General features: G+C 50.9%; 16 protein-coding genes. 5 read left to right on the forward strand and 11 right to left on the reverse strand.

Annotation, left to right across the window (positions count from 1 at the left end; genetic code table 11):
- Window positions 1-52: 52 nt before the first annotated feature.
- The 3 genes from HFP08_RS14045 to HFP08_RS14055 all read right to left on the reverse strand — a co-directional run bounded on the left by HFP08_RS14045 (window position 53) and on the right by HFP08_RS14055 (window position 2,726).
- Complete coding sequence (locus HFP08_RS14045; RefSeq protein WP_168121224.1) at window positions 53-910, reverse strand: carbohydrate ABC transporter permease; 858 nt, start codon at window positions 908-910, stop codon at window positions 53-55.
- Window positions 904-1,848: an ABC transporter permease subunit gene (locus HFP08_RS14050; protein ID WP_168121301.1), complete on the reverse strand. Its 945-nt coding sequence runs from the start codon at window positions 1,846-1,848 to the stop codon at window positions 904-906. Before HFP08_RS14050 ends, HFP08_RS14045 begins: the two co-directional genes overlap by 7 nt.
- A 293-nt stretch (window positions 1,849-2,141) precedes the next feature.
- Window positions 2,142-2,726 (reverse strand): hypothetical protein, encoded by a 585-nt coding sequence (locus tag HFP08_RS14055; RefSeq protein WP_168121225.1) that lies wholly within the window; start codon window positions 2,724-2,726, stop codon window positions 2,142-2,144.
- Between the two features lie 336 nt (window positions 2,727-3,062).
- Here HFP08_RS14055 and HFP08_RS14060 point away from each other — a divergent pair, with 336 nt between their 5' ends.
- Window positions 3,063-3,863: a hypothetical protein gene (locus HFP08_RS14060; RefSeq protein ID WP_168121226.1), complete on the forward strand. Its 801-nt coding sequence runs from the start codon at window positions 3,063-3,065 to the stop codon at window positions 3,861-3,863.
- A gap of 293 nt (window positions 3,864-4,156) precedes the next feature.
- On the opposite strand, the gene HFP08_RS14065 is transcribed toward HFP08_RS14060, so the two are convergent.
- Window positions 4,157-4,927, reverse strand: a complete 771-nt coding sequence (locus tag HFP08_RS14065) for a response regulator (protein ID WP_168121227.1) — start codon at window positions 4,925-4,927, stop codon at window positions 4,157-4,159.
- Window position 4,928: 1 nt separating this feature from the next.
- On the reverse strand, window positions 4,929-6,800 hold the full coding sequence (locus tag HFP08_RS14070) for a sensor histidine kinase (protein WP_168121228.1): 1,872 nt from the start codon (window positions 6,798-6,800) through the stop codon (window positions 4,929-4,931).
- A 304-nt stretch (window positions 6,801-7,104) separates the two neighbouring features.
- Here HFP08_RS14070 and HFP08_RS14075 point away from each other — a divergent pair, with 304 nt between their 5' ends.
- Entirely contained in the window at window positions 7,105-8,040 is a 936-nt protein-coding gene (locus tag HFP08_RS14075; RefSeq protein ID WP_206109249.1) for a VOC family protein, read from the forward strand.
- Between the two features lie 614 nt (window positions 8,041-8,654).
- Window positions 8,655-9,443 carry a transcriptional regulator gene (locus tag HFP08_RS14080; RefSeq protein WP_346768737.1) on the forward strand — a complete coding sequence of 263 codons (789 nt, stop codon included), beginning with the start codon at window positions 8,655-8,657 and terminating at the stop codon, window positions 9,441-9,443.
- 378 nt (window positions 9,444-9,821) lie between these two features.
- Here the strand turns inward: HFP08_RS14080 and HFP08_RS14085 are convergent, their stop codons facing one another.
- The 6 genes from HFP08_RS14085 to HFP08_RS14110 form a co-directional block, all read right to left on the reverse strand.
- Complete coding sequence (locus HFP08_RS14085) at window positions 9,822-14,978, reverse strand: GDSL-type esterase/lipase family protein (protein ID WP_168121229.1); 5,157 nt, start codon at window positions 14,976-14,978, stop codon at window positions 9,822-9,824.
- Window positions 14,979-15,118: 140 nt separating this feature from the next.
- Entirely contained in the window at window positions 15,119-16,693 is a 1,575-nt protein-coding gene (locus HFP08_RS14090; protein ID WP_168121230.1) for a type 2 periplasmic-binding domain-containing protein, read from the reverse strand.
- Window positions 16,694-16,804: 111 nt separating this feature from the next.
- Window positions 16,805-17,698 carry a carbohydrate ABC transporter permease gene (locus HFP08_RS14095; protein ID WP_168121231.1) on the reverse strand — a complete coding sequence of 298 codons (894 nt, stop codon included), beginning with the start codon at window positions 17,696-17,698 and terminating at the stop codon, window positions 16,805-16,807.
- Window positions 17,695-18,669 carry an ABC transporter permease gene (locus tag HFP08_RS14100; RefSeq protein WP_240941388.1) on the reverse strand — a complete coding sequence of 325 codons (975 nt, stop codon included), beginning with the start codon at window positions 18,667-18,669 and terminating at the stop codon, window positions 17,695-17,697. The genes HFP08_RS14095 and HFP08_RS14100 overlap by 4 nt, the downstream gene beginning before the upstream one ends.
- 106 nt (window positions 18,670-18,775) lie before the next feature.
- A complete protein-coding gene (locus HFP08_RS14105) occupies window positions 18,776-21,001 on the reverse strand; it encodes an AraC family transcriptional regulator (RefSeq protein ID WP_168121232.1) in 2,226 nt (741 codons plus the stop codon).
- Window positions 21,002-21,154: 153 nt separating this feature from the next.
- The gene (locus HFP08_RS14110) at window positions 21,155-21,940 is read right to left on the reverse strand and encodes an AraC family transcriptional regulator (RefSeq protein WP_168121233.1); all 786 of its coding nucleotides are present in this window, start codon (window positions 21,938-21,940) and stop codon (window positions 21,155-21,157) included.
- 409 nt (window positions 21,941-22,349) lie between these two features.
- On the opposite strand from HFP08_RS14110, the gene HFP08_RS14115 reads away from it, so the two are divergent.
- Together HFP08_RS14115 and HFP08_RS14120 are read left to right on the forward strand one after the other, a co-directional pair.
- Entirely contained in the window at window positions 22,350-23,489 is a 1,140-nt protein-coding gene (locus HFP08_RS14115; RefSeq protein ID WP_168121234.1) for an amidohydrolase family protein, read from the forward strand.
- A gap of 1 nt (window position 23,490) precedes the next feature.
- Window positions 23,491-23,862, forward strand: coding sequence for a Rieske (2Fe-2S) protein (locus tag HFP08_RS14120; RefSeq protein WP_168121235.1), 372 nt, complete (start codon window positions 23,491-23,493; stop codon window positions 23,860-23,862).
- The last annotated feature ends 64 nt before the right edge of the window (window positions 23,863-23,926 follow it).

Genomic DNA, 23,926 nt, shown 5'->3' on the forward strand with positions numbered 1-23,926 from the left:
AAGAGGAGACTCGCAAGTCCCCCCAAGGATAAGTTAGATACTGCGCAGCCGCTCAGCCCTTGATCGAGCCCAGCAGCATGCCCTTCGTCAGATGCTTCTGGAAGAACGGATAGACGAGCACGATCGGCAAGCTCGCCGTCACGACCGCCGCCATCTGAAGCGTCGCCGTGGGCAGCGTCACATCCACATTCGACTCCACCGAAGAAGCCGAGATGAGAATATTGCGCACCACGAGCTGCAGCGGGAACAGCTTCGTGTCTTGAATGTACAGCACGCCGAGGAAGAACTGATTCCAGTGCCCCACGAGATAGAAGAGTCCGATTGTCACCAGAGACGGAATCGACAGTGGCATCACAAGCCGAAGCAGCATAACTCCCTCTCCGGCGCCGTCCATGCGGGCCGATTCGAACAATTCCTCCGGCAAGCCCTCCAGGAACGTTTTCATGACGAGAATGTTGAAAGCCCAGATTAGGCTCGGAATGATCATCGCCCAGATCGTGTTCAGCAGATAGGTTTCTTTCACAATGAGATAGGTTGGGATGAGTCCGCCATTGAACAGCATCGTGAACACGACGAACAACAGCAGAGAGGTGCGTCCTGGAAGCTTCTTGCGGCTGAGCGGATAGGCCATAAGCAGCGTAAGCATCAGATTCAGTGCCGTTCCCGCGATGGAGAGAAACAGCGTCACGCTGAACGCCCTCGGGATAACCGGACGGTCGAACAGCTGGCGATAGGCGTCCATCGTGAAGTGCTGCGGGATAAGCACGAAGCCGCCATTGCGGACCACCTCGGAGTAAGGCGTCAGAGACACGCTGATCACATACATAAACGGCAGCAGTGTGAGCAGCCCCACAACTAGCAGAATCGCAAACACCACGAGATCGAATGTCGAAAACCGCGCCTTCACCATATGCCTCCCCCTCCCCAGCGCTTCGCGGCTCCATTTGCGGTAAGAATGAGGAACATGCCGATCAGCGACTTGAACAAACCAACGGCGGTCGCCAGCCCGAAATTGAGCTGCTCCAGCCCCGTCCGATACACCCAGGTATCGATAATATCCGCCACCTGATAGACCTGAATGTTGTACATCACGTAGATTTGCTCGAAGCCCGCATCCATCATATGACCAAGCCGCAGAATCAGCAGCAAAATAATAACATGGCGGATGCCCGGCAGCGTAATATGCCAGATTTGCCGCAATCGGGAAGCTCCGTCTACTTTGGAGGCCTCGTACAGCGTCGGATCAATGGAGGACATCGCCGCGAGATAGATGATCGCTCCCCAGCCGATATTTTGCCAAATATCGCTTCCGACCAGCACGCTCCTGAACCATTCGTTCGATGTGAGGAACGGAATCGTGTTGCCGGTCAGCTTCAGCAGCATCCGGTTGACGATCCCGCTGCTCTCCGACAGCATGGCGATGCTGATACCGTAGATGATGACCCAGGAGAAGAAATGCGGCATATAGCTGAGCGTCTGCACCCAGCGCTTGAACCATTGCAGGCGGCATTCATTGAGCAGAATCGCCATCAGGATGGGCGGGAGCATGCCGAATATGAGCTTATAGAGACTGATGAGCAGCGTATTCTCTAGCAATTGGCTGAAATAAGGAGATTTGAAGAAAAATTGAAAATATTTGTACCAGGGATCGGCCCATGGGCTTTGGAAAATGCCGGAAGCGAGATCGTAATTTTTGAAGGCAAGCAGCGCTCCGTACATTGGCAAGTACCGGTAAATCACGAACCAGATGATGCCGGGCAGCAGCATGAGGTAGAGTGCCTTCATTTGCCATGCCGTGTTCAGCCTCCCACGCTTTGGCTTTCGTTTCAATTGCGGCTGCGCTTGCATTTGGGTTTGCGTTGGCGGCTTCATTGCGTGCTTTGCTGATGTATTGCCTGGAGACTGCGAAGTTTTCTGTATGATTGGATGCCCCTGCAGTTGCATGGGCATGCTGTTCTGACTCAGCGTCGCTTGATGTGCCAGCGTCGCTTTCTGCGTCTGCGTCACTATCAAGTTCGCACCCCCTTCGTCTGCTTTAACTATACCAAGATTGAAGGCGGCGGATTACGATCATAATTATGGGTTTCCTTGCACATTTTTAAGGGGGGTATTATATGAACATCAGCCAGCAAAATACACTATCAACTTTCAGAATTCATTACTTGCACTATCTTCTGAATATTTTTTAAAAATTCCGTATACTCCGGACTGCTTGTTAACATTTCCGAACCGTGCAGTCTCAAATTTATAAATAAGGAGTTAAGTTGGACTAATTTATCTGTATGGAGCTGATTGTTTTCAATGTCTTCTTTCAATGTTTTAATATACTTTGTTGATGCAGAAATAAAATCAGTTAACGGCTGAACAATACTTGGATTAATTACCTCATTACTAATTTCTTGATCTAAATTCTCCATAGTTAATAAACTAATTATGGGAGAGGTATTTCTGCTAAGAAATCCATCAATTCGTCCTACAAGATAATTTTGTTTATCTTCTGATTTATCATTGTTTTCTGCTTCATCAAGTATAGTTTTATATTCATTGATATAACTTGAAAGCTCAAATCTAAAATTATTATCAACATTTGCAACTAGCCAGTTTCTATATAATGATTCCTTGTTTGTTGAAGAATCATTATAGTTCCGTTCAACTAAAATAACTGAAACCAGTGAAACAATCAAAATTAGTAAAATTGATACAGTTACACTTTTTTTAAATTTCATCAGAACCAACTCCTTGATATTATAATTTTAACTACTCATAATCTATATTCAAGAATTCAATCAATATAATCCAATGGAATTTCAACTTTTCAAACCATGCCTATAACTATCCAGATACCAAATAGTTCTTTAGTCACATTTCAAATATATGGATTAAATTCTATTTAAAACTTTTTTTTACAAATGATAGTATATTCGTTGTATTAAATATTCGTTTTCTATTCAACATAGAATATTACTATAACCACCATAGAAGATAACTGTAAAAATGTCAAATAATAAGGAGGATAGATGTATATTGAATAAAATTAACTAAAAGAAGGGTGGATTTTCCTTATGAAAATCAAAAAACATTGTTCCGTAATTTTAAGTGTTTGTCTACTCACACTCCTATTTGGCAGCAATATGGCATGGGCTTCACCAAGTGAATTAACTTTGGATGAGGTTTACCAACAGGTCGCACTTATGAAATCTAATGGGGCAACTCAAAACGAGATCATTTCATTTAAGAGTGAACATGGTATTAATACAGTTTCCGTATCAACAGTTGATTATGATATGAACGGAAATGTAATTAATCAGAATTCTGGCGGAATTTCACCATTAGGCATGCCGACGACTTATACCTCAGTTAACACTTGGATTGATTCTATTGAGCAAGGACAGTATGCAGGTTACTATACGATTTATGCAGAGCAACAAAGGGTCTGTTATACTACCTATTGTTTAGATGAGGCCTACCCAGCAAGTTATGATGTCATGAGCATTAATTGGAACACAGATGATTTTGAATATATTTCTTATGGTCAACCGTCCTCATCGAAACTTTGGCTGGCAGATGCGGATCAACGGTATGGTGGAACTGTATTATTCAACGTCCTTGACAATTACGATAACAATAATACATCCGGTGGGTATGTCGCAGGATATGTTATTGTGGATAGATTGAATAGCAATACATCTACGGCTGCAGTTAAATTTACACATACATTCGATAAGACTGAATCATCAACATCAACAACAGGACAAGCTGGATGGCAATGGGGAGCTCCACTCAACGTAGGAGTGTCCTACACTGTTACAAAAACAACAACTGAAGATAATTGGTCTATTTCAGATACAGTTTTAATAAATTAACATCATTCATTTATCAACTTGTGATATATAAGTTGAACCAAAGAATGTAAGGATCCAGAGGAGAGAACAAAACATCTTGGAAATAACAGCATTCGCCTTTTTTCCAATGTCGAATCACTAGGCTGATTAGTTGGAAGAATCCTAGGAACTACAGCAAACCAAAGATTGATCTGTTCCCGTAGCAATATGCTAATGAAAGAATGAAGGAGGTTTAACCTTCTTCATTCTTTTTCTAATTTATTCAAATTTATAACGCTTTCATTGGCACACTCTCAGGTCATTTCCTACGAAAGTCACTCACCATTCCTCTTCCGATAATCACCCGGAGTCAGCCCATACTCACGCTTGAACAAGCGAATAAAATAATGATCCGAGCCCATGCCGACCTTCTCCGCAATCTTGTTCATCCCGAAATCCGTTTCTTTCAACAGGATCTTCGCATGCTCGAGCCTGATCTTCTGCAGCAGCCGGTTGAAGTTCTCTCCCGTCTTCTTCTTGAACAGCGCGCTGAAGTAATGCTCCTCCATCGCCGCCATCTTTGCCATCCCCTTCAGTGTAATATCCTCTGCAAAATGCAACTGCATATAATGAAGCACCTCATTCACCTGAGGATGATTCGTTGAATTCGACTTATGCAGCTCATACTGCTCCAGCTCCCCAACCAGTCGATCCTTCAGGCTGTCTCTCATCAGCTCCGCCGACACCTTTCTCAGCGACGCCCGCAGCTTATCGATGTCCATCGACAGCTTCAGAATATAGCTGCTTGCCCCATATTCCAGCGCCTGCTGCGCGTATTCGAATTCATTCATGCAGGTGAGCATGATGAATTTGGCGGAGCAGCCCTCCTCACGCGCCTGCTTCAGCAGATGAATTCCGTCCATTCGGGGCATCACGATATCCGCGATGACAAGATCGGGCTCATGCTTACGAATGAGCTCCATTGCGGGAATGCCATCCGAGGCCACACCGATAAGCCTGAAGCCTTCTTCCTCCCATGGAATGAGTTTAATAATCGCATCCCGCACATAATCCTCGTCCTCAACCACAATGACGGACCAAGCCATCCTACTCACTCTCCTTCTGGTAAGGCGGCGCCACCAATAGCGGAAGCTCGATGGTTACCGTTGTTCCGGTCGCGCCAGATGCGATCTTCAGCCTCGCTTCGTCCTTGAACAACAGCTGAAGCCGCTCTCTCAAATTCACCAGCCCAATGCCCTTGCGCTTTCGGGCCACCTTCAGCTTCGCGGCCTCCTCGAGACCAATGCCGGTATCCGACACTTGGAGCAGAAGCAGCTCCCCCTGGCGATAAGCGTGAATGCGAATCGTTCCTGCGCCATCAAGTGGCGCGATGCCATGCTGAATCGCGTTTTCCACCAGCGGCTGCAGACTGAATTTCGGAACGAGCGCATACGCCGTGTCCGGTTCCAGCTCTGTTTTGTAAAAAATTTTGTCCAAATAACGATACTGCTGCAAACGAAGATACGAATGGGCCAGCTCCAGCTCAGACTCCAGATGAACCAAATCCACATCCATCCGCAGGCTCGCCTCGAGCAGATGGCCGAGATGAATGCAAATGTCCGCAATATCCTCCTGCTCTCGCGACATCGCCATCCATTTCATCGTATTGAGCGTGTTCAGCAGCAGATGCGGGTTCATCTGCGACAGCAGCACCTGAAACTGCGCCGCTTCCTTCTGCCTCTCCTGCGCCTTCAGCCGTTCAATAAGCAGTTGCATATTATCCGTCATCGCATTGAACGTTCGCGCAAGGAACAGCACTTCGCCGTCCAGTCCCTTCTCGTCCAGTTGCACCTGGAACGCCTTGTCGATGAGCTGCGCCATCTTTCGCTGAAGAAGTGCGAGCGGTCCCGTAATGCGCAGCAGAATCAGATACGTGATGACAGTGAAGAACGCACAGAAGGCCAGCAATTGCAGCATCGAGCTTCGCTCCTGCGCCTTCATATCCCCAAGGAACAAGCCCATCGGGAATTGGCTGACGATTCGCCATTGCAGCAAGGGATCATAGATATAATTAATGAGCACGGAGGATTCCCCGTCGAGATACGGCTTCTCTTCGGGCAATTGCCCGCTCGACACCTTCTTCAAGAGAGAGCTCTCAATGGGAAAATACGGCTTCGTCTGCGCCAGCACCTGCCCGCTTGCGATAACTGCAAAATTCTGCAGCGCGCCAATCGCGCTCGACAACGACGAGAACCAATCCTCGAATCGGAACAGAATTCGGTAGTAGCCGGCAACCTCGCCGCTCGCCGTCAGCAGCTGATTCATATAGACCAATTGATATTGACCGTCGATGCTCATGGCCCTCCATTGCATGAACGCAGAAGAATTCAGGTCGAACGAACTCTCGCAAGAGGTCTCTTGCGGCTCGCTGTCCGTCTCATAGAGACATCGCCCTTGGACGTCGAATAATCCGCCCTCGATCCAGTCTCCATAAGGCTCGCTGTCCTCGCGAATGAGCGCGATTCTTGCTTCGAATCGCTTGACGGCGAGAGAGCTCTCCGCTTCGCTACCGCTACGATTGCTAGTTTCATTTGCTGGATTTCCGGGTTCACTTCGGTCAACTCCATCGAGATTATTTGCCATATCTTCGACCTTTGCGCCAGCTCCATTGATATTCCCCTTGTCAATTCTGCCAGCGCTCTCTCCCAACAAGCGCAACGCGTCAATCGCCTCGCGGTCCTCCTCCCAGCCGAAGGTGGCCGAAAAGATGCTTCCTCGAATGTGCAGCAGGGTTGTTTTGAGCAGATTAAGCTGTTGCATGTTCTGGAAGGAGGTGTTCTCGACGAAGGTATGGGTAAGCCTCGATTGATTGTGAGTCTGGAGCAGAAACAGCGGTATGAGAATGATGCCGAGAAAGGCAAGAAACAGCTTCGACTTGATGGACTTTGGCCTCAATCCGTTCCATAGCTTGCGAATCATGTCTTACCCTCCCCTGGCGAAACATTGCCTTAACTTCTCAATCATGCTGCTTCCTTTCGACAAATCCTTCTGCCTCACATTGCGCAGCACCCCTCTTAACGGCACTGCTCCCTCTAAGATAACAAACCCTCTTCCTCTACAATATCAGGATATTACTGGATAAATGGCACAATTTTATCAATTTGATTCACATCTCTTTGTTTCATATCTATGCGAAGGGGACAAGCATTATATCTGACGTGATTCGTTTATCCTTGTGGTAGAATATAGAAGAAGTGACTTGTACGATGAATAGGAGGAATTCATGATGAGTACTGCTGGCAGCGACAGCAAAAAAACAATCATTCCGCATCTCTGGTTCGACAAGGAGGCGAGGGAAGCCGCCGAATTCTACTGTACCGTGTTCCCTAATTCGGAAATGACAAGCTCGGCGACTCTGCAGGACACGCCGTCGGGCGACAGCAATCTGGTCTCCTTCTCCCTATGGGGGCAGCCGTTCATGGCGATCTCGGCGGGACCTTATTTCAAGATTAATCCATCCATTTCGTTCACCGTCAACTTTGATCCGTCACGAGAAGCTAATGCAAGAGAGATGCTGGACGAGGCATGGAACAAGCTCTCCCATGGCGGAATGGCGCTTATGCCGCTGGACAAATATCCCTTCAGTGAGCGCTTTGGCTGGATACAGGACAAATTCGGCGTCTCTTGGCAGCTTATTCTGACGAATCCGGAAGGAGATCCGCGGCCTGGGATTATTCCTTCCCTGATGTTTGTAGGGGACAATTGCGGCAGAGCCGAAGAAGCGCGGGAATTCTATCTGTCGGTATTCGAGCACTCCCGGCCCGGCAACCTGTTTCGCTACGGACCTGGTATGGCACCGGAAACAGAGGGGAACGTGATGTTCTCGGACTTTATGCTGGAGAACACTTGGCTGACCGCGATGGACAGCGGGCATGATCACAAGTTTCAGTTTAATGAGGCGGTTTCGCTGCTCGTTTCTTGCGACACGCAAGAGGAGATTGATTATTACTGGGACAAGCTTTCTGCCCACCCGAAGTCCGAGCAGTGCGGCTGGCTGAAGGATCAATTCGGTCTTTCTTGGCAGATCGCTCCCGCTGTTATGGGGAAGATGATGGCGGAGGGCACGCCGGAGCAGCGCGCTCGTCTCACGAAAGCGTTCCTTAAGATGAAGAAGTTCGATCTCGCCGAGTTGGAGGCGGCGTATCGGGGCGAGGCATAACAGGCGGGTTTTCGAGGGAGGAGCAGGAAGAGCTAAGTGTGTGAATGATGCGGGATTTGGCGCGGATACTTTGCAGACTTGATGCGAATTCAGGTTTGGGCCGGGGGATTTGATGAAAATACAGTGCGGGATGATTCTGATATGGTGCAGATTATGCTCGGCTTGGCGCGGTTATCGTATGGATTAATGATATGGATTATGTTCGGCTTGATGCGACGGAGCACGGCACGATTTCGAAGTGAAACTATGAGCTAACGAAGATTGGTAACGCTATTAGCTCAGATAGGGGGACTTATCTAATCTAACGAAGACTGGTATCGTTATCAGGTGCTAATGCGTCAAACTTTGGTTCAAAACAGTCGAATAAGACCATCAATCTTCCTTAGATTTTCGGCTCAGCCGAAATTCACCAAATAACGTTATCAGTATTCGTTAGAGTCGCACCTGCTCAACCATCTCGCAAATTTCCAATCAAGCATCTTGATCATCTCCTTCAAGTATGATATTTTGAACAAATATATCGGTATGAAGCACATGCCGCTTTGATACGCCTTCGCTCATGGAGAGCTGGACGTATTGAAGCGGCTTTATCCATGTAGAATGGAGGTTGGTCAATGAGCAGTCTATTTCAAAGGGTCTACGAGGAATGGCTCAATGAACATATTATCAACGAAATTAATCCGAGACGACGAGAACTTTTGCAAAATGGTCTGGGACATGGGACAGTGGAGTTTCTTCGAACGATTTGGTTCCCCGCGATAGGCAGCCTCAAAGATTTGTATCCCGAATATGAGGTTCGGGATCTGAACAATCGCATGCGTTATCTGGACCTCGCTTACTTGCCCGGTGATGCGAAAGGCTGTGTGGAAATACACGGATACCGTTCACATGCCAGAGATGTCGATGTAAGCCGCTTCAAGGATTTGTGCATGAAGCAAACCTCACTCGTGCTCGATGACTGGTATTTTCTGCCGATTGCCTACTTGTCGATACGCGATGATCCCGAGGTTTGCAAACAAATTGTGCTTTCTTTCGTAGGGAAATTTCAGTCTCTTATTACTACTTCTTCCGAGCTTCACTGGTCTGAAGCCGAGACTTTGCGATACTCTCGCAGAATCCTGCGTCCCTTTACGCCTAAGGAGCTGGCTGCGCATTTGCATTTCTCCGATCAACATACTAGAACGATTCTTAAAAAGCTCGTAAACAAAAGATTACTGGAGGTAGCAAGCGGGAGCCTGAGATACCGTACCTATCAGCTTTTTGAAAGCACGCTGGACGACAGGACATATGAGGAGCAAGGGAGCGAACTTCGTAACGAGGAGCGAAGGAGAGAACTTGATAACGAGGAGCGAAGGAGAGAACTTCGTAACGAGGAGCGGGAAAGCGTACGGAAGAGGGAGTGAAGCGAAATAATGGAAAAAGACTAGTTGTTGACTATGTTAACGAAGACTGATATCGCTATTCGCTCAGAAATGGACATTTTACAAATCTAACGAAGATTGGTGTCGCTATTCGGTGCCGATGCATCAAACTCCACACCAAAACAACCGAATAAGACTATCAATCTTCGTTAGAATCTCGTTTTAGCTAAAATTCACAAAATAACGTTATCACTCTTCGTTAGATTCCAGGGCTCGACCTAAGTTCAACAAATACCATTATCCGGCCTCGGCCTAGTTACAGCTTTCAACTGCGCAAAATGCCTACAAAACAACCTCCGCCTACAGAAGCTGTTCATCAAGGAGGGCAAGCACACCAGGCGTGTACTCCGTGAGTTCTCCTTACTCGCCAAGTTCTTCGATTACAACCGGCTGCGGCGGAATCGTCGAACGTTCAGCGACGAAGATGCCGCCGATCCTCACCCAATCATCGGTCGCGCCCGTCATATGCTCGCCCGTGACGCGCAGGACCAGCGTATGCTCGCCCTCCGATAAGTTCTGGGCCAGCATCGTGTATGTGCCCCTTGCGCTGCCGCTCAGAGCGATCGCGTCGCAGCCGGACACGAGCTGGGGCGAACCGCCGTCGATTTGCCATTCCACATACCCCGCATCGATCGACTTCAGCCAATACAGCCCGACCGAGCTGCCGCGGAAATTAACGACGGCTGTAGCGTTCTCCTCCTTGCTCACGATCATATGGGGATGACGGCCGCCCATGCTGCTTTCGTCCTGGTCGAAGCCGTTCACAGCCAACTCGTACCCGTCGACGATATCGGCTTTATCAAGAGCGCCTGCGCGAAGCTTCACAGGCAAAGCGTAAGCTTGCGGCGAAGCGGGAACAGACAGATCCAGCTCCTCCAGCAAGAAATCTTGGATCAGATCGGCATAGACGGCATATCCTGCATCCAGAGGATGCGCATCGTCGAGGAACATCGTCTCCCAGGTCGCTCCGTTCACGCCCGCATCAATGATTTGATACAAGCCGTAACCAACGTTAATGAAGGGAATGCCGTAATATTCGGCGATTTCCTCATGCCACTGCACCGACTTCATCAGCTCTCCGTTGTCGTAATCCAGTTCCGCTCCGGGCTTGTTCAGCGTATACACCATGACAATGTCGGCATACGGATTGGCCTCGTAGATTTGGCGAATCACGCCTTCCATGCTGTCCTTGACGATCGCCTCGTTCTGCCCGTAGTCGTTAACGGCGGCTTCAATGAAGACCAGGTCGGGCTCTCCCGAAAGCAGCTGGCTCTTGGCCCGGTACGCGTTCGGGATCGAGCCGAAACCGCCAATGCTCGCATTAATCTCCGCGATGGCTGCGTTCCCGTACTCGTCTTCGAACCACTTCGTCGTTTTGGCGCGCCAGCTGTTCGCCGAATTGGAAGCTCCCGTGCCTGCCGTAATGGAGCCTCCGAGATAACCAATGGTCAACTCTTCATCATGCTCAAGCTTGTAAACCGTGTTGTCGAGCGCTCTTCTCGGGAGCGGGGAGGGCTCCTCCGTCCCTCCCGCCGTTTCCACAACAATGTCTACATTCAAGAAAACTGCCGTCGCATATTCGGATGAATCGTGACCGCTCACGGCTAGGCCGACCATAAATTCATAAGGCATCGCCACCGTCCATGTCGAATGCTGGATCCACTCTTCCCCGTCCTGTCGATAATACGAGGTGAACGTATCTCCCTCGCGGACGAGCTTCAGTTCGGTCGGCGTGCCGATATTCGGAATCGATTGATAAGCCGTATTGCCCCCTGCCAAGCTTCGCACAGTCACCTGATGATTGCCGCCAACGATTACGCGCGAGAAGACGTTCGCGGCGTCCCCGGCATCCTCGCTGCGCATCATGAGGCCGGCCATTGAGGCGGATACCGGGCCCTGCAAGGAATCCAGCTTCGCGGTAATCGTCACCTTGCCGCCAACTGGCATCTCCACTCCGCGATACAAGTAGCCAAACTGATCCTCGATCCCCCATACATCCGATCCTGAAGCCTCAATCGTATACGTATCCTCAAGCTCACTATAAGAGACGTATGGAGTCTGCAATCCGTATTGCGTCAACGTCCATTCCGCAGGAAGCGGGTCTCCGCCCCGGGATTCGCGAATAACAATGTCATCATAGGAAACCGGCTGACTGTAGGCGTACAATCCCGCCTTGCCCGAAGCATGAGAGCTGTCGAGCGCAGTGGCGACCACCGTTCCGTCCAGCAATAGAGAAATATTTTCGCCCTCGAATTGAAGCGCCATATGCCTGTCGCCCGTTATAAAGTCCTCGTCAACAACGCCGGATCGAGCCAGCGTGGTCTGAGCTCCTCCGACCAGCTTCATCACTTGGAACCTCTGCGCGGTACCGTCATAGAAGGCGTAATAGAAATTACTGCTGTCGACATAACGCCCGATCAGACCGATCCGCGCCGGATTCGCAGCGCTCCACTCGGATATTCGAACATTCGCTTCGATCGTGAAATCCGTAAACGTCTCTGCGCGCAGACTGCGCGAGGAGCCGCTAGTCGTCAAGCTGCGATAGACAAGATCGCCGGCCTCATCCACAACCTGCCAAGAGCCGTTCACAACTTGCCAATCATCAAATTCCGTTGACGAGGTCAGCTTGACCGTCACCTGCTTCGTTGCGTGAAGGGTTGCTCCTCCCGGCAAGCTCGCAGTCGCGGTCAGCGTCGACTCACCAGCCTGGAGGCCGGTCATCAACCCATCCTCGTCAACCGTTGCGATTCCGGACGGTGACAGCTCAAAGCTAATGTCAGCGTTCGATAGGTCCGCATTCGCGCCTAAATCGGTCACGCCGTACACATTCATACTCACTGTCGAATCGACATAGATCGTATCAGGTCCGTTCAAGCCAATAGCATCCAGTTCATCGTCCACCAGAATATGAACGGACGCAGATTGGGCAACCCCGTCCTTCGTGACGGTTATCGTAATTTCCGCGATGCCTTGGCCGTTCGCGACAACAATGCCGTCTTGCGTGACGGATGCGATTTCCGGCGCATCGGATATGAACGATATAGAAGCATTCGTCAAATCCGCGACAAAGCCGGTTTCGGTTCGCGCCGTCAGGTTAATCGTCCGCGACTGTCCGACCAGCAGTGAAGCGAAGGAGCGATTGACCGTATCTCCCTCGAAGCGCGGCATAACGCTGCGGATCGCCTCTTCAGAATCGGCGAACGGATAGTCCGCTCTGAGGCCGATATCCTCTATATTCAGATCATGGAAGCCAAGACGGTATGCCGGCGAATCGTACCGCAGACGATAATCTCTCTGCTCCGCGTCCATGAACCCCGGGTCTTCGCGCAGCGAGTGTTGATCGAATTGCCCATTATAAAGCTGCAGCCAATCCTCGTAGTTGTCCACAGGAACGCTTCCGCCGAAGGTATACTGATCTGCAGAGCTGTGGAACAAGTTGTAGTCCGAGCTTGCCAGCTTATCCGGACGCCAGTAATCCATATGATAGATGCCGCCGGACAGCTCGTAATACAGGTTGTGCTCCAGCGTAATGTCCCCGGCCTTCAGACCGCCGGTTTCCGTCGAGCCGATTGCGGCGCGATAATCGTTGTTGCTCGCCATGATATTATTATCCACCTTGATGCCGAGTCCCTTCAGCATTAAGGCATTGTACAGGATGCCGCCCGGCTCCTGCTGCAAATTCTCGATAATATTGTCTTCGATGGTTACATTATCCGATGAATCGTCCAGATAGAAACCAAAGCCGAAGGACGACGTGCCGTTGACCGACGTCGCCGGAATCGTATTGTCATGCAAGTAATTATTGCGCAGCACATTCCCGAACGGAACGCCGTATGTAGCGATCGGTCCGGCATCCTGGGAATCGTTCACCGCATCGTATACTTCGTTGAACTCGACGATATTGTCCCGCGTCCGCTGATAATCGCGGAAGTTCTCTTCCGTTATGCTTACGCCGCCGATCGTCGTGCCGATGATGCCGCGATTGGCGTCGAACAGATGAATCGCATGCCGCTTTATATCATGAACCAGGTTGTACGCAATATGATTGCCCTCGCTGTAGTAATACCGAATGCCGCCCGCATTGCCATAGAACAAGCCCGTTGTATGCACATGGTTGTTGATCGAGTCATTCTGACTGCTGGTCGCGAAGGTTACCTTGCCGATACCTTCAACGCTAATGCCGTTGTAGCCGATATTATAGATATCATTGCCTTCGATAAGGTTGCGATGAGCTTCGCCGTACAGCTGTACGCCATGCTCCCCGATGTTATAGATGCGATTGTTCCGAATGACAACATCCTCGACATTCGTCCCCTTGATGCCGCTTCCAAGACGATCCGAATTCCGAATCGTCAATTGTTCCAGCTTAATGTTGCGAATCATCTCCTCGCTATCGTCGCCTTCGAGCTCCACAATATTGCCTTCGCGGGGAATGGTCACGCCGCCTTCCAGCGCATTCGGATCGTATGGATAGTAATACAGCATTCCTGCCGCCTGATCGATATAGAATTCGCCCGGAGCGTCAAGAAGCTCCAGCGCGTTCTGTACGTAATAGCGCGAGCCTGCTCCTATATCATAAACGGCATTGCTCTCCAGGCTCACGACATGCTGATCCGTGTCTATCGACTCGACGCCAATAATGGCCGACGACCAGTTCCAGAAGCCGCCGGACCCGCCCGGCCAGAGCAGTACTTGCAATTGCTGGGGATGAAGCACTTGCGGAATATCTCCCGGCGCATAACCGAACTCGCTCTTCGGCGTTGCCGCAATAAACGCCGATACCCGATTGTATTGATCCTTGCCGTCAGCCAGATTGGGATAACGGGCGACAACCGCTCTCTTCTCCCCTTCATACAACGCTTCAACGTCAATGCCCGTTCCAATATTCGCCGCGTACACATGGTCATCATAGAGCGACCAGCCTTCCACCGGGCGGCTTCCATCGAGCGTTGCCGTCTCTCCCGGGAAGCTGCGGTAAGTAATCGTATAACCGTCGCGTCCCGAATCAGCCGCCGTCAACCGGAGAGGATCATCCAGCTCATAGACGCCTTCACGCAAATAAACAACCACATCCTGCGTCATGCCTGAAGAGATATACGCTCGAACCGCATCGCGCGCCGCTTCCGGCGTGAGGAACGGCGACCCGATCGTCCCCGAATTCGCGTCATCTCCATCAAGTGAAACATAGAAGCTCTTCACACTAGGATCAGGGTCAGTCTCTCCGCTGCCCGAGCCGTTTCCATGTCCCTGACCGTTTCCATGTCCCGAGCCGCTTCCGTGGCCCTGGCCGCTTCCGTGACCTTGACCACTCCCATGTCCCGAGCCGCCCCCGTGCCCAGGGCCGTTTCCGTGTCCCGAACCATTGCCATGCCCCTGACCGTTCCCATATCCCGAGCCGGTTCCGTAGCCCGCGCTCGCTCCCGCCGCCGGCGACAGCACCGCCAATACGAGTAATAAAGCCGCCGCGAACATCCATATTCGCACGCTGTTCATCCTCGCTTGCTTGCTTTCCCTCATTATATCCATCCTCTCATTTTGTAATAGAATCGTCTTACCGGGAAGCCGGTTCAACAAGTGAAACGGCTCCCGGACGAAAAATATCTTCTTAGGGCATGTCTTAAAATCTGCTGCCCTCGGAGTATTCAGACACTCCCTGCCTATTGCAAGGTCTTGTAAATCTCGTTCGCTTCCTTCGTCAACACCTCGCCCCCGACTCGCTTCCATTGCTCTACGAACGCGTCGAACCCTGCGTCCAAATCAACCTCGCCCGTAATAAACTTGATGAAATACTGCTTCTCCAGATTAACCAGGTCCGGGTAGCTACCTGCGGACGGCAAATTAAATTTCACCAGATTGAACAGCAGCGGCACGCCTTCGCTAATATCCGCTCTCCACTCTATATCCGCCTTTTGCAGGCGCATCGCCTCGAATTTCTCGGATTTGCCCGGCAGCAATCCGTAGTAGGCCCCGATTCCCAAATTTTTCAGAGAGTCCGCAACCTCAGGCTTCCTCGTGATGATGCCGTCCACCATATCGTAGTGAACGCCTTCCTCGCCGAACATAAGGAACTTCATCGTATCGATATCCGAATACATCGCATTCAAAATCTCATAAATTTTTTCCTTCTTGCCCGGCGTCTTGTCTACATCGATGCCCATGCCGAGATAATTGCCCGTAATTCCCCATGCGGGAGCGCTTCCGACATAGCCTTCGGCGGCAACCGCATTTCCGGCTGCACGCGGAAAATAATTGCTTTTCGTCACCTGGTCTTCCTTTTGCGTGGACGGTTTATGATAGGTCCATGATTCCGTTGACACGCCTGTCAGGCCATTGAGGAACTCTTGCTTCTTCCCGTCTGATGTAATAAATTCCGGGTCGATGACGCCGTCTTTGAACCACTTGCTCAGCACCTTCAGAGCCGCTCTGGCATTCTCGGTGGTCAATCCGTACTGCAGCTCGCCCGAAGCATTCAACCCCCAATATGTCGGAGCGATATCGAACGCGCCGAATACGCTTTGAAAGCTGTCCGCTATGCTGGTCGCTCCTTTGCCCGTAATGCCGTACGTGTCCTTCTTGCCGTTGCCGTCGGGATCGTTATTGCGGAATTTGTACATAACATCTTCGAACTCCGCGAACGTCTTCGGAGGCTCGCTGTAGCCGATGGCCTTCAACCAGTTTTCGTTAAAATAAGGAAGCAGCGGGTAGGCGCCGTCCAGATTCGTAATCGGAATGCCATAGTTTTTCCCGTTAATAAGCCCGTCGTTCCAGGCGCTCGGATTTTTCTCGTCTACATAGGCGCCAAGCTCCGGCATGCTCGCTTTAATTTCCTCGTCGACCGGCAATTCCAGCAGCAGATCCTGCTTGGAATACGTGTCTACATCGCTGACGCCCCAAAGCAGCCAGACATCCGGCACTTCCCCGGAGGCGAGGAAAACATTCAATTGATCCTTCCAGTTCGTTCTGTCGATTCGAATGTTTTTGAGCTTGACGTTGAATTTCTCTTCCACGTACTTCTGCCCGATACTGCCGTCCTCAAGCGGAAAATCGAAGCTTAGCCAGGAAATTTCCATCGGCTCCCGGGACGCCTGATTGGTTGTCGATGAAGAGCTTGCGGATGGCTGCCCTCCCCCTGCGGATGATGTTGGACCAGCGTTGCTGCCATTGCTGCCCGAGCAGCCAATCATAACCGCGAACATCATCATGGCGATTACGATTGTAGTGAAAATCTTCATGAAATGACCTCCTTTGTTTGAATGACGATACCATGCATATATTGAAGCGAGCGTCTCCCAGGGTTTGTCAGACATTCCACGGGTAGACACCGCTCAATAACAAGCTCATGCTTACCCCTTAAGCGATCCAACCATAATGCCTTTGACAAAATGCTTTTGGATAAAAGGATAAACGAGTAAGATCGGCACCGTTACAATCATCAGCACGGCTGCCTTGATCGATTCCGGCACCGCTTGATCGGCGCTGCCGCCCTCTTGCAGCATTAGCTGCTGCAGATCATAATCCATATTTTCGACAATCAGCCTTCGCAAGTAAATTTGCAGCACGACCTTGCTTTGGTCTTGAATATAGATCAGCGCATTGAACCATTCGTTCCATAGATGGACCGCGACCCATATCGAGATCGTCGCCAGAATCGGCTTCGACAACGGAAGGATCAACTGAATCAAGATGCGGATATCGTGAGCGCCATCGATCTTCGCCGCTTCCTCCAGCTCATCCGGCAAGCTCATGAAGAAGTTTCGCATAATAATCATATAGAAGGTGTTGTACAGACCCGGGATGATCAATGCCAGCCGCGTGTCGTACAGCCCGATATCCTTCATAAGAAGGAACGTCGGAATAAGTCCTCCGCTGAAAAACATCGTTAGAACAATCGCCATCGTAATGAAACCGCGATGCGGAAGCGTTTTCTTGGAAAGCGCATAAGCGCCGACCGACATCGCCAATACAGACAAAAACGTACCGACGACTGTACGAAATATCGTGTTCTCAAAGCCTGTCCAGATGCCTTCCAGCTTCACGGCTTTCTCATACGCAGCCAGTGTAAATTCCTTCGGGTAGAGATGAATGCCCGGACGAATAGCCTCGGAAGCCGAGCTGAAGGATATCGACAGCACATGGATAAACGGATATAAAGTGGTGATGCAGAGCAAGGAAATCACGACAATAATAAAGTACTGAAACGCAACTTCTCCCCGGCTCATTCCGAAAAATGGATTCATAGAATTCCCTCCTGCCCCATCTTCTTCACGATATAGTTCGTGAGCATGACCATCGAGAAGGCGATAATATTTTTGAACAGGCCTACGGCCGTGGTGAAGCTGTACTGCAGTTGCATCAGACCGACGCGATATACGTACGTGTCCAGCGTATCCGCCACGCTGTATACGGCGGGGTTGTAGAGATTGAATATTTGATCGAAGCCCGCGCTTAGAATGCTGCCCGTCTTGAATATAAACAGAATCGCGATAACATACGTGATGCTCGGAAGCGTAATATGAATCGTCTGCTTCCATCGGTTCGCGCCATCCATTTTCGCCGCCTCATATAAATGCTGATCCACGCTTGCAAGCGCTGCCAAATAGATGATCGTTCCCCAGCCGATTTCCTTCCAAATCGCCGATATAACCAGCGTAAACCGGAAATAACGCGGATCTCCAAGGAAGTAGATTGGCTCGATGCCGAACCAGCCGAGTACGAGATTGACCGCCCCTGTCGTCGGCGACAGGATCGTCATAAGCAGGCCCCCAAGCACGACCCAGGATAAAAAATGAGGCAAATACGAGATGGTCTGACTAATTCGTTTGAACATCTCCAGCCTTAATTCGTTAAGAAGCAAGGCAAGCACAATCGGAGCCGGAAACCCGAATATAATGTGATACAAGCTAATGACAACCGTATTCTTCAAAATATTGTAGAAATCCGGCGACAGCGTGAACATATATTCAAAGTGCTTCCATCCGACCCAGGAGCTTCCCCATATGCCCTGGCGCAGCATGTAATCTTTAAATGCAATCTGGACGCCGTACAGCGGTCCATATTCAAAGATGACATAATAAGCAACCAAGGGTACCAGCATAAGGTAAAAATATTTGTGCTTCTTATATCGTATCCATCGCTCCGTCCAAGCCGTTCGCTTCTGCGGAGCCGACCCCAGCTCGCGGGCATGCCCGCTTGACAACTCTCGGTTCAATCGAAATCCCCCCAGTCCTATGATGATGTGTGTAAGGACACACTACCACCAACCCGGGGGGATCGCTATTTCACAATCTGAAAGCCTTGTATAAAATATGAAAGCGCTACAATTTTGAACAACCGCTATTGAATTCAAGTCGATTCTCACCGCTGGCTTGACGATATTGAACAGGGCTGACGCCGAATTTCGCTTTGAATTTCGTCGCAAGATATTGGGAGCTTCGGAAGCCGCTGCGTTCGGCGATTCGTCCTATCGAATCATCTGTCAATACGAGCAGGCTAGCCGCTTTCTCCAGACGCTCGTTTGTCATATAATCGACAAACGTCATTTGAAGCTCATCCTTAAATAATTTGCAGATGAATTGCTTGGAATAGGATGTCAGCTCCGTTAATTGGTCAAGCGAAATGTCTTCATGAATATTTTCTTGAATGTAGCCTTGGATGTCCGCCAGAATACGGGCTTTCCGCTCGTTTCGTTTCTCCGTTCTCCCAAGGACAAGCTCGGCGCTCTGCTCCCGAAGCTGCTCCATCGTCTCGGCTAATGTGAAGGGGAGACGCCGAAGCGTTCGCTCATTCTCCGACGAGCCGTCCTGCTCCGTCATGCGAACCTTGGCGATGCACAGCTTCAACTGCATCGTAACCAGCTCGACCATTTCCATCGTATGACCGCTTGCGCGCAGCGCCGCTTCACCCGCCTCCAGAAATTGTCCAACCTCGGAGACCGAACCGCTGCGCAGCAACAGCTCGAACGCTTCCAGGTTCACATCCGGATACACGGCTCGGCGATGCTGCACCTCTTCGAAACGCAGCACGGTGTTTCCCGGCTCCAGAAATCCATATTTCGCCGCGGTTTGCGCTTCGACCGCAGCTCCCGGCAAATCCTCGCGTCTATCCGCCGCGCTTCCCATCCCCGCTCGATAACGTACGCTCGCGCCGGCTTCATGGGCGGCATGCTCGAGCGATCGGGCAATGGTCGATCGAAGCCGTTCTGGATCAAGCTCCGTCATCAGCACCCAGAACGCGGTCGTCTTCGTTAGCGTAATCCAATCGCCGCGCACCTCGGCTCCAGCCGGTTCCTGCTGCAACAGGGAGTAAAAGCGTTCGCTGTCAACGCCATCCAGCTCAATATAGACCGTTACATATTGATTCGCTTCCGGCAGCAGCAGCTCGTCATCCAAGGATTGAGCCGCCCCCGACAGCAAATTACGCCACTGCTTCTCCTTCCGCGCCTGCTGATAAGTGCGTTTCTGTTGATCCAGATAGCCGAGCGCGTGCTCGACAAAGCCCATCTCGTTCTGTTTGGAGCTTCGCTTGTTCAAGCCCGTCACCGTCCGAATCCGCTTCACAACATTAGAGTACGTGCTGTAAGCCTGGCGGGAAGCGGCAACGGAGATCAAGAGTCCGAACAGCAACAATACGAGCGCAATAACTCCGATATCATACTTCATCCGCTGCGTCATCAGCAGGGAGGAATACTGCGGACGAATCAACGCATACTGCCAACCGAACAGGGAAGCGTCGGCGGGTGAAATTGTAACGACCTCCTCCCCCAACTTCAAGGTTGTGCCTTGTTGCGCGCCAAGCTTGCCGTCCAGCCATTGCGCTGTAGCGGCGTCCACTTCCCCGGATTGCTCGACTGGTACGCCGTTCCGATCATAAATAATCATGCGTTCCTCATGTCCAAGCTGCTCGGCAGCTGCGGCAAATACTTTGGCGGCGTCGAGATCTACAATCATATATCCCCTGATTTGCTTGCCCTTCGCGAGGAAGGGCAGCGTGTGTATATACGTTAACACCGTCGTTTGCTCATCAGAATCCTGATCTTCTGCCCGGACCGTTCGTGTATACCACTTATGCGGAACAATCGGCTCCTCGCCGCGCAGAAGCTCCGCCTGGGGGGAGGTATCCGGGGACACATGGTAATATTCATCGACAAGAAAATCATCCTTCTGAAAGTAGAAAGAGATATTATGAAGCAAAGGAAGAGTGAATGTAAGCGTTTTCAAACCTTGGGCAAATTGAGCCACCCGATAATAGCTCTCTCCTTTTCCGTGTTCCAGAAAAAAGGTAATATCATTTTCGACCTCTGGCCGAACTGTGCTTAACGCGCGATTGAGCACCGCAGCATGATAGCTTTCCAATGTATCCCGCTCCAGCTTTTGCTTGACAGAGGTTATTCTGGATTCACCGGTCATCCGAAGCTCCTCGGTCATCATCCGCCCGGTCTTCTCCAGCAGCAAGCCTCCGACGATCGCAATTAACAGAAGCATAACGGTCATATGTGTCAGCATCAGTCTTGCGAAATAGCTTCCTTTTAACTTGTTTAACACCTGCCATCACCTTCCATTCTGATCTTCCTGCGCCGAACAGTAGTTTAAATGATTGTTTCCTGTACATACCTAGCCTTACTATAGCAATCCATTCCACCATTCTTCCATAACAAAATGTGAATGGGATGTATAAAATCTGAATCCGGACGCGAGCTACAGCCGATAAGACAGTCTGAATGCGGAAGGATTCATTCCGACCTTGGAGCTGAAGACACGGCAGAAATACGAGCCTGATTCATACCCGCAGCGATCGGCGATCCACTCCAGCTTCTCGTCGGTCTCAAGCAGCAGCCTCTTCGCTTCCTCCAGGCGCAGCCGGGTGACGTAGCTTACGGGACTGACCCCGTAGGCTTCTTTGAAGCGACGGCTGAACAAGGAGGGATGCAGCTTCAGCTTGGCCGCTACCTGACCCGCACTGATCGGCTCGAACGCATGAAGATGAAGCTCGCGAAGCGCCTGCTCCATAATAGGGTCATTCCTTTGCGTCCGCAAATCCGCTTGATAGCTCTCAAGCTCGCATAGCCAGAGCAGCTCCGGGACATATTGCCCGTAGATCGCTTTCCGCCTCATCGCTTCGGGATAATCGCCGTGATACAGCTCTCTCAAATATCGAAGCGTCGAAGCGAGACGATTGACATCGCCGATCGACACCTTGCCTGACGGCAAGCTCTCTGCGCTGTCGTCCTCTTCGGATCGCCCGAGATGGATATGATGAAACATGATTTCGCTTGTTGCCCTGCGCTTGAAGCATGTCTCTGCGGGACAGAAGACGAGGTCGCCGAATGCGGCCGAGCCGGTTTCTTCCCCAATCTCGTATTCGAACCCGCCTTGCTCAACCGCAATCAGCGCGTCATGATCCAGCGTCTGCTCCGCAAATCGGAACGAAGGCTGCGGGCCGGCGTGCACATAACCGATCGTCACATAACGGGACGCAAGCATAAGAACCCTCCTTTTCGTGGTGAGAAAAACGCCTGACGGCGTCCTTGGAAAGCAGCCACCCGCTCTAACGGACATTTGGTCTCCTTAAACTGCTTTTTTCGCTGCCTATTTGCTCTAACGGACATTTGGTCACCTTAGCGATCAAATCGAACGCATAGTCAACCCTATTCATCCGCTAAGCGGATCAAATGTCCGTTAGAAATTCGAATAAGCAAAATCGAGCTTTTAAAGGTCGAAAATGTCCGTTATAGCTGAGGCAGACGAGTCCTCTTTGGGAAAGACTAAAGGTCCTGTCCCAAAAAATGTGGTCAAAAAAGTGAAAAACGAAAGTAAAGAATGTGTATGTCTTTATTCTTCTTCCCCTTCTACAATTAACACAATCCTGCAAAAAATGAAAGGGAGTGTATGTATGAAAGCTGTCGGAACAGCGCCGACCGGCGCTGCAAAGAAAACAAAGCGTTCCATTATCGACACGGATATTCATCTTGGGGCGGTTGGCGAGGAGGTTCTGCCGTATCTGCCCCGCGTTTATCGGGAACAGATTCAGACCTTCGGCTGGCGATTGCCAAGCCAGAACGCGATGTATCTGAACGGCGCGGCCCATGGCGTCAAGCAAGACGAGAAGCTGCCGCGGGACAACGGCTCCGAGGGTTTAATCGCTTATTTCGCCGAGAACCATCTGGACAAATACAATATTGAGCACGCCATTCTTACAGGCACGGGCAACTACGCCGCGCAAACGACGCCGGATTGCGATTATGCGGCTGCTCTCTGCGCCGCCTATAACGACTATGGCATCGAGCGCATGATTGCGAGGGATTCGCGCATCAAAAGCTCAATCATGATCCCCAAGCAAGATCCGTTGCTCGCCGCCAAGGAAATCGATCGCGTCGGCTCCCATCCCGGCATGGTGCAGGTCATCGTATCGAACGGCGCGGAGAAGCCGTACGGCCATCGCTTCTATCATCCGATCTACGAGGCATGCGTTCGGAACGGCATTCCGTTTGCCATTCATGTCAGCATGGAGGGCATCGGCGTCAACAATCCGCCGACCGGCGCGGGACATGTCAACCACTACATTGAATACAGAGCCGCGCGCACGCAAATCATGATGGCTCACCTTGCCAGCCTCATCTTCGAGGGCGTCTTCTCCAAATTCCCTGAGCTGAAGGTCGTTATGATCGAGGCCGGCATGCTCTGGATCGCTCCTTATCTGTGGCGGCTGGATCAAGACTGGAAAGCGCTTCGAAGCCAGACGCCTTGGGTGAAGGAAGCGCCGAGTGAATATTATCGCAAGCATTTCCGGGTCACGTCCCAGCCGATAGAGCTTCCCCCTTCGCAGGCGCTGTTCGCGCCGATGATGGAGGCGATTCACGCCGAGCACAACCTGATGTTCGCCTCGGATTATCCGCATTGGGATTTCGATTCCCCGACGCTTGCCTTTCCGAAGATGGACCATGAGGTGTGGGACCGCATCTTCTACCAAAATGCCGCGGAGCTGTACGGACTGCCGCAGCGTAAGCAGGACCGGGAAGCGGAGGAGGATTAGGATGACGCGATATTTGGTCGGAAATGTGAGTGAATTTGAGGATGGACAGAAGAAGATCATTGCTGTCGGAGGGAAGAGCGTAGGTATTTACGAAATAGGCGGTCAGTTGCACGCCATCCGCAATCTCTGCCCGCATCAAGGCGCGGAGCTGTGCCGGGGAGTGACGGCGGCTTGGGTCGACTCCTCCGGTCCGGGCGATTTCCGGTTCGAGCGGGAGGGAGAAATCGTTCGCTGTCCTTGGCATCAATGGGAATTCGATATCAGGACCGGCTGTATGGTCGTCGATCCGGCCACGCGCACCATGACATACGGCGTCACAGTCGAACGGTACGATGTGACCGTCGAAGAGGAGCAAGTGTTTGTGCATATGTAGCGGCTGCGTGGCAAAGACACAAGAAGAACAATGGCTATCCAGAGCAGTCATCATTCCAGATAGC

It is taken from the genome of Paenibacillus sp. HB172176, assembly GCF_011947265.1.
Classification (GTDB): domain Bacteria; phylum Bacillota; class Bacilli; order Paenibacillales; family Paenibacillaceae; genus Pristimantibacillus.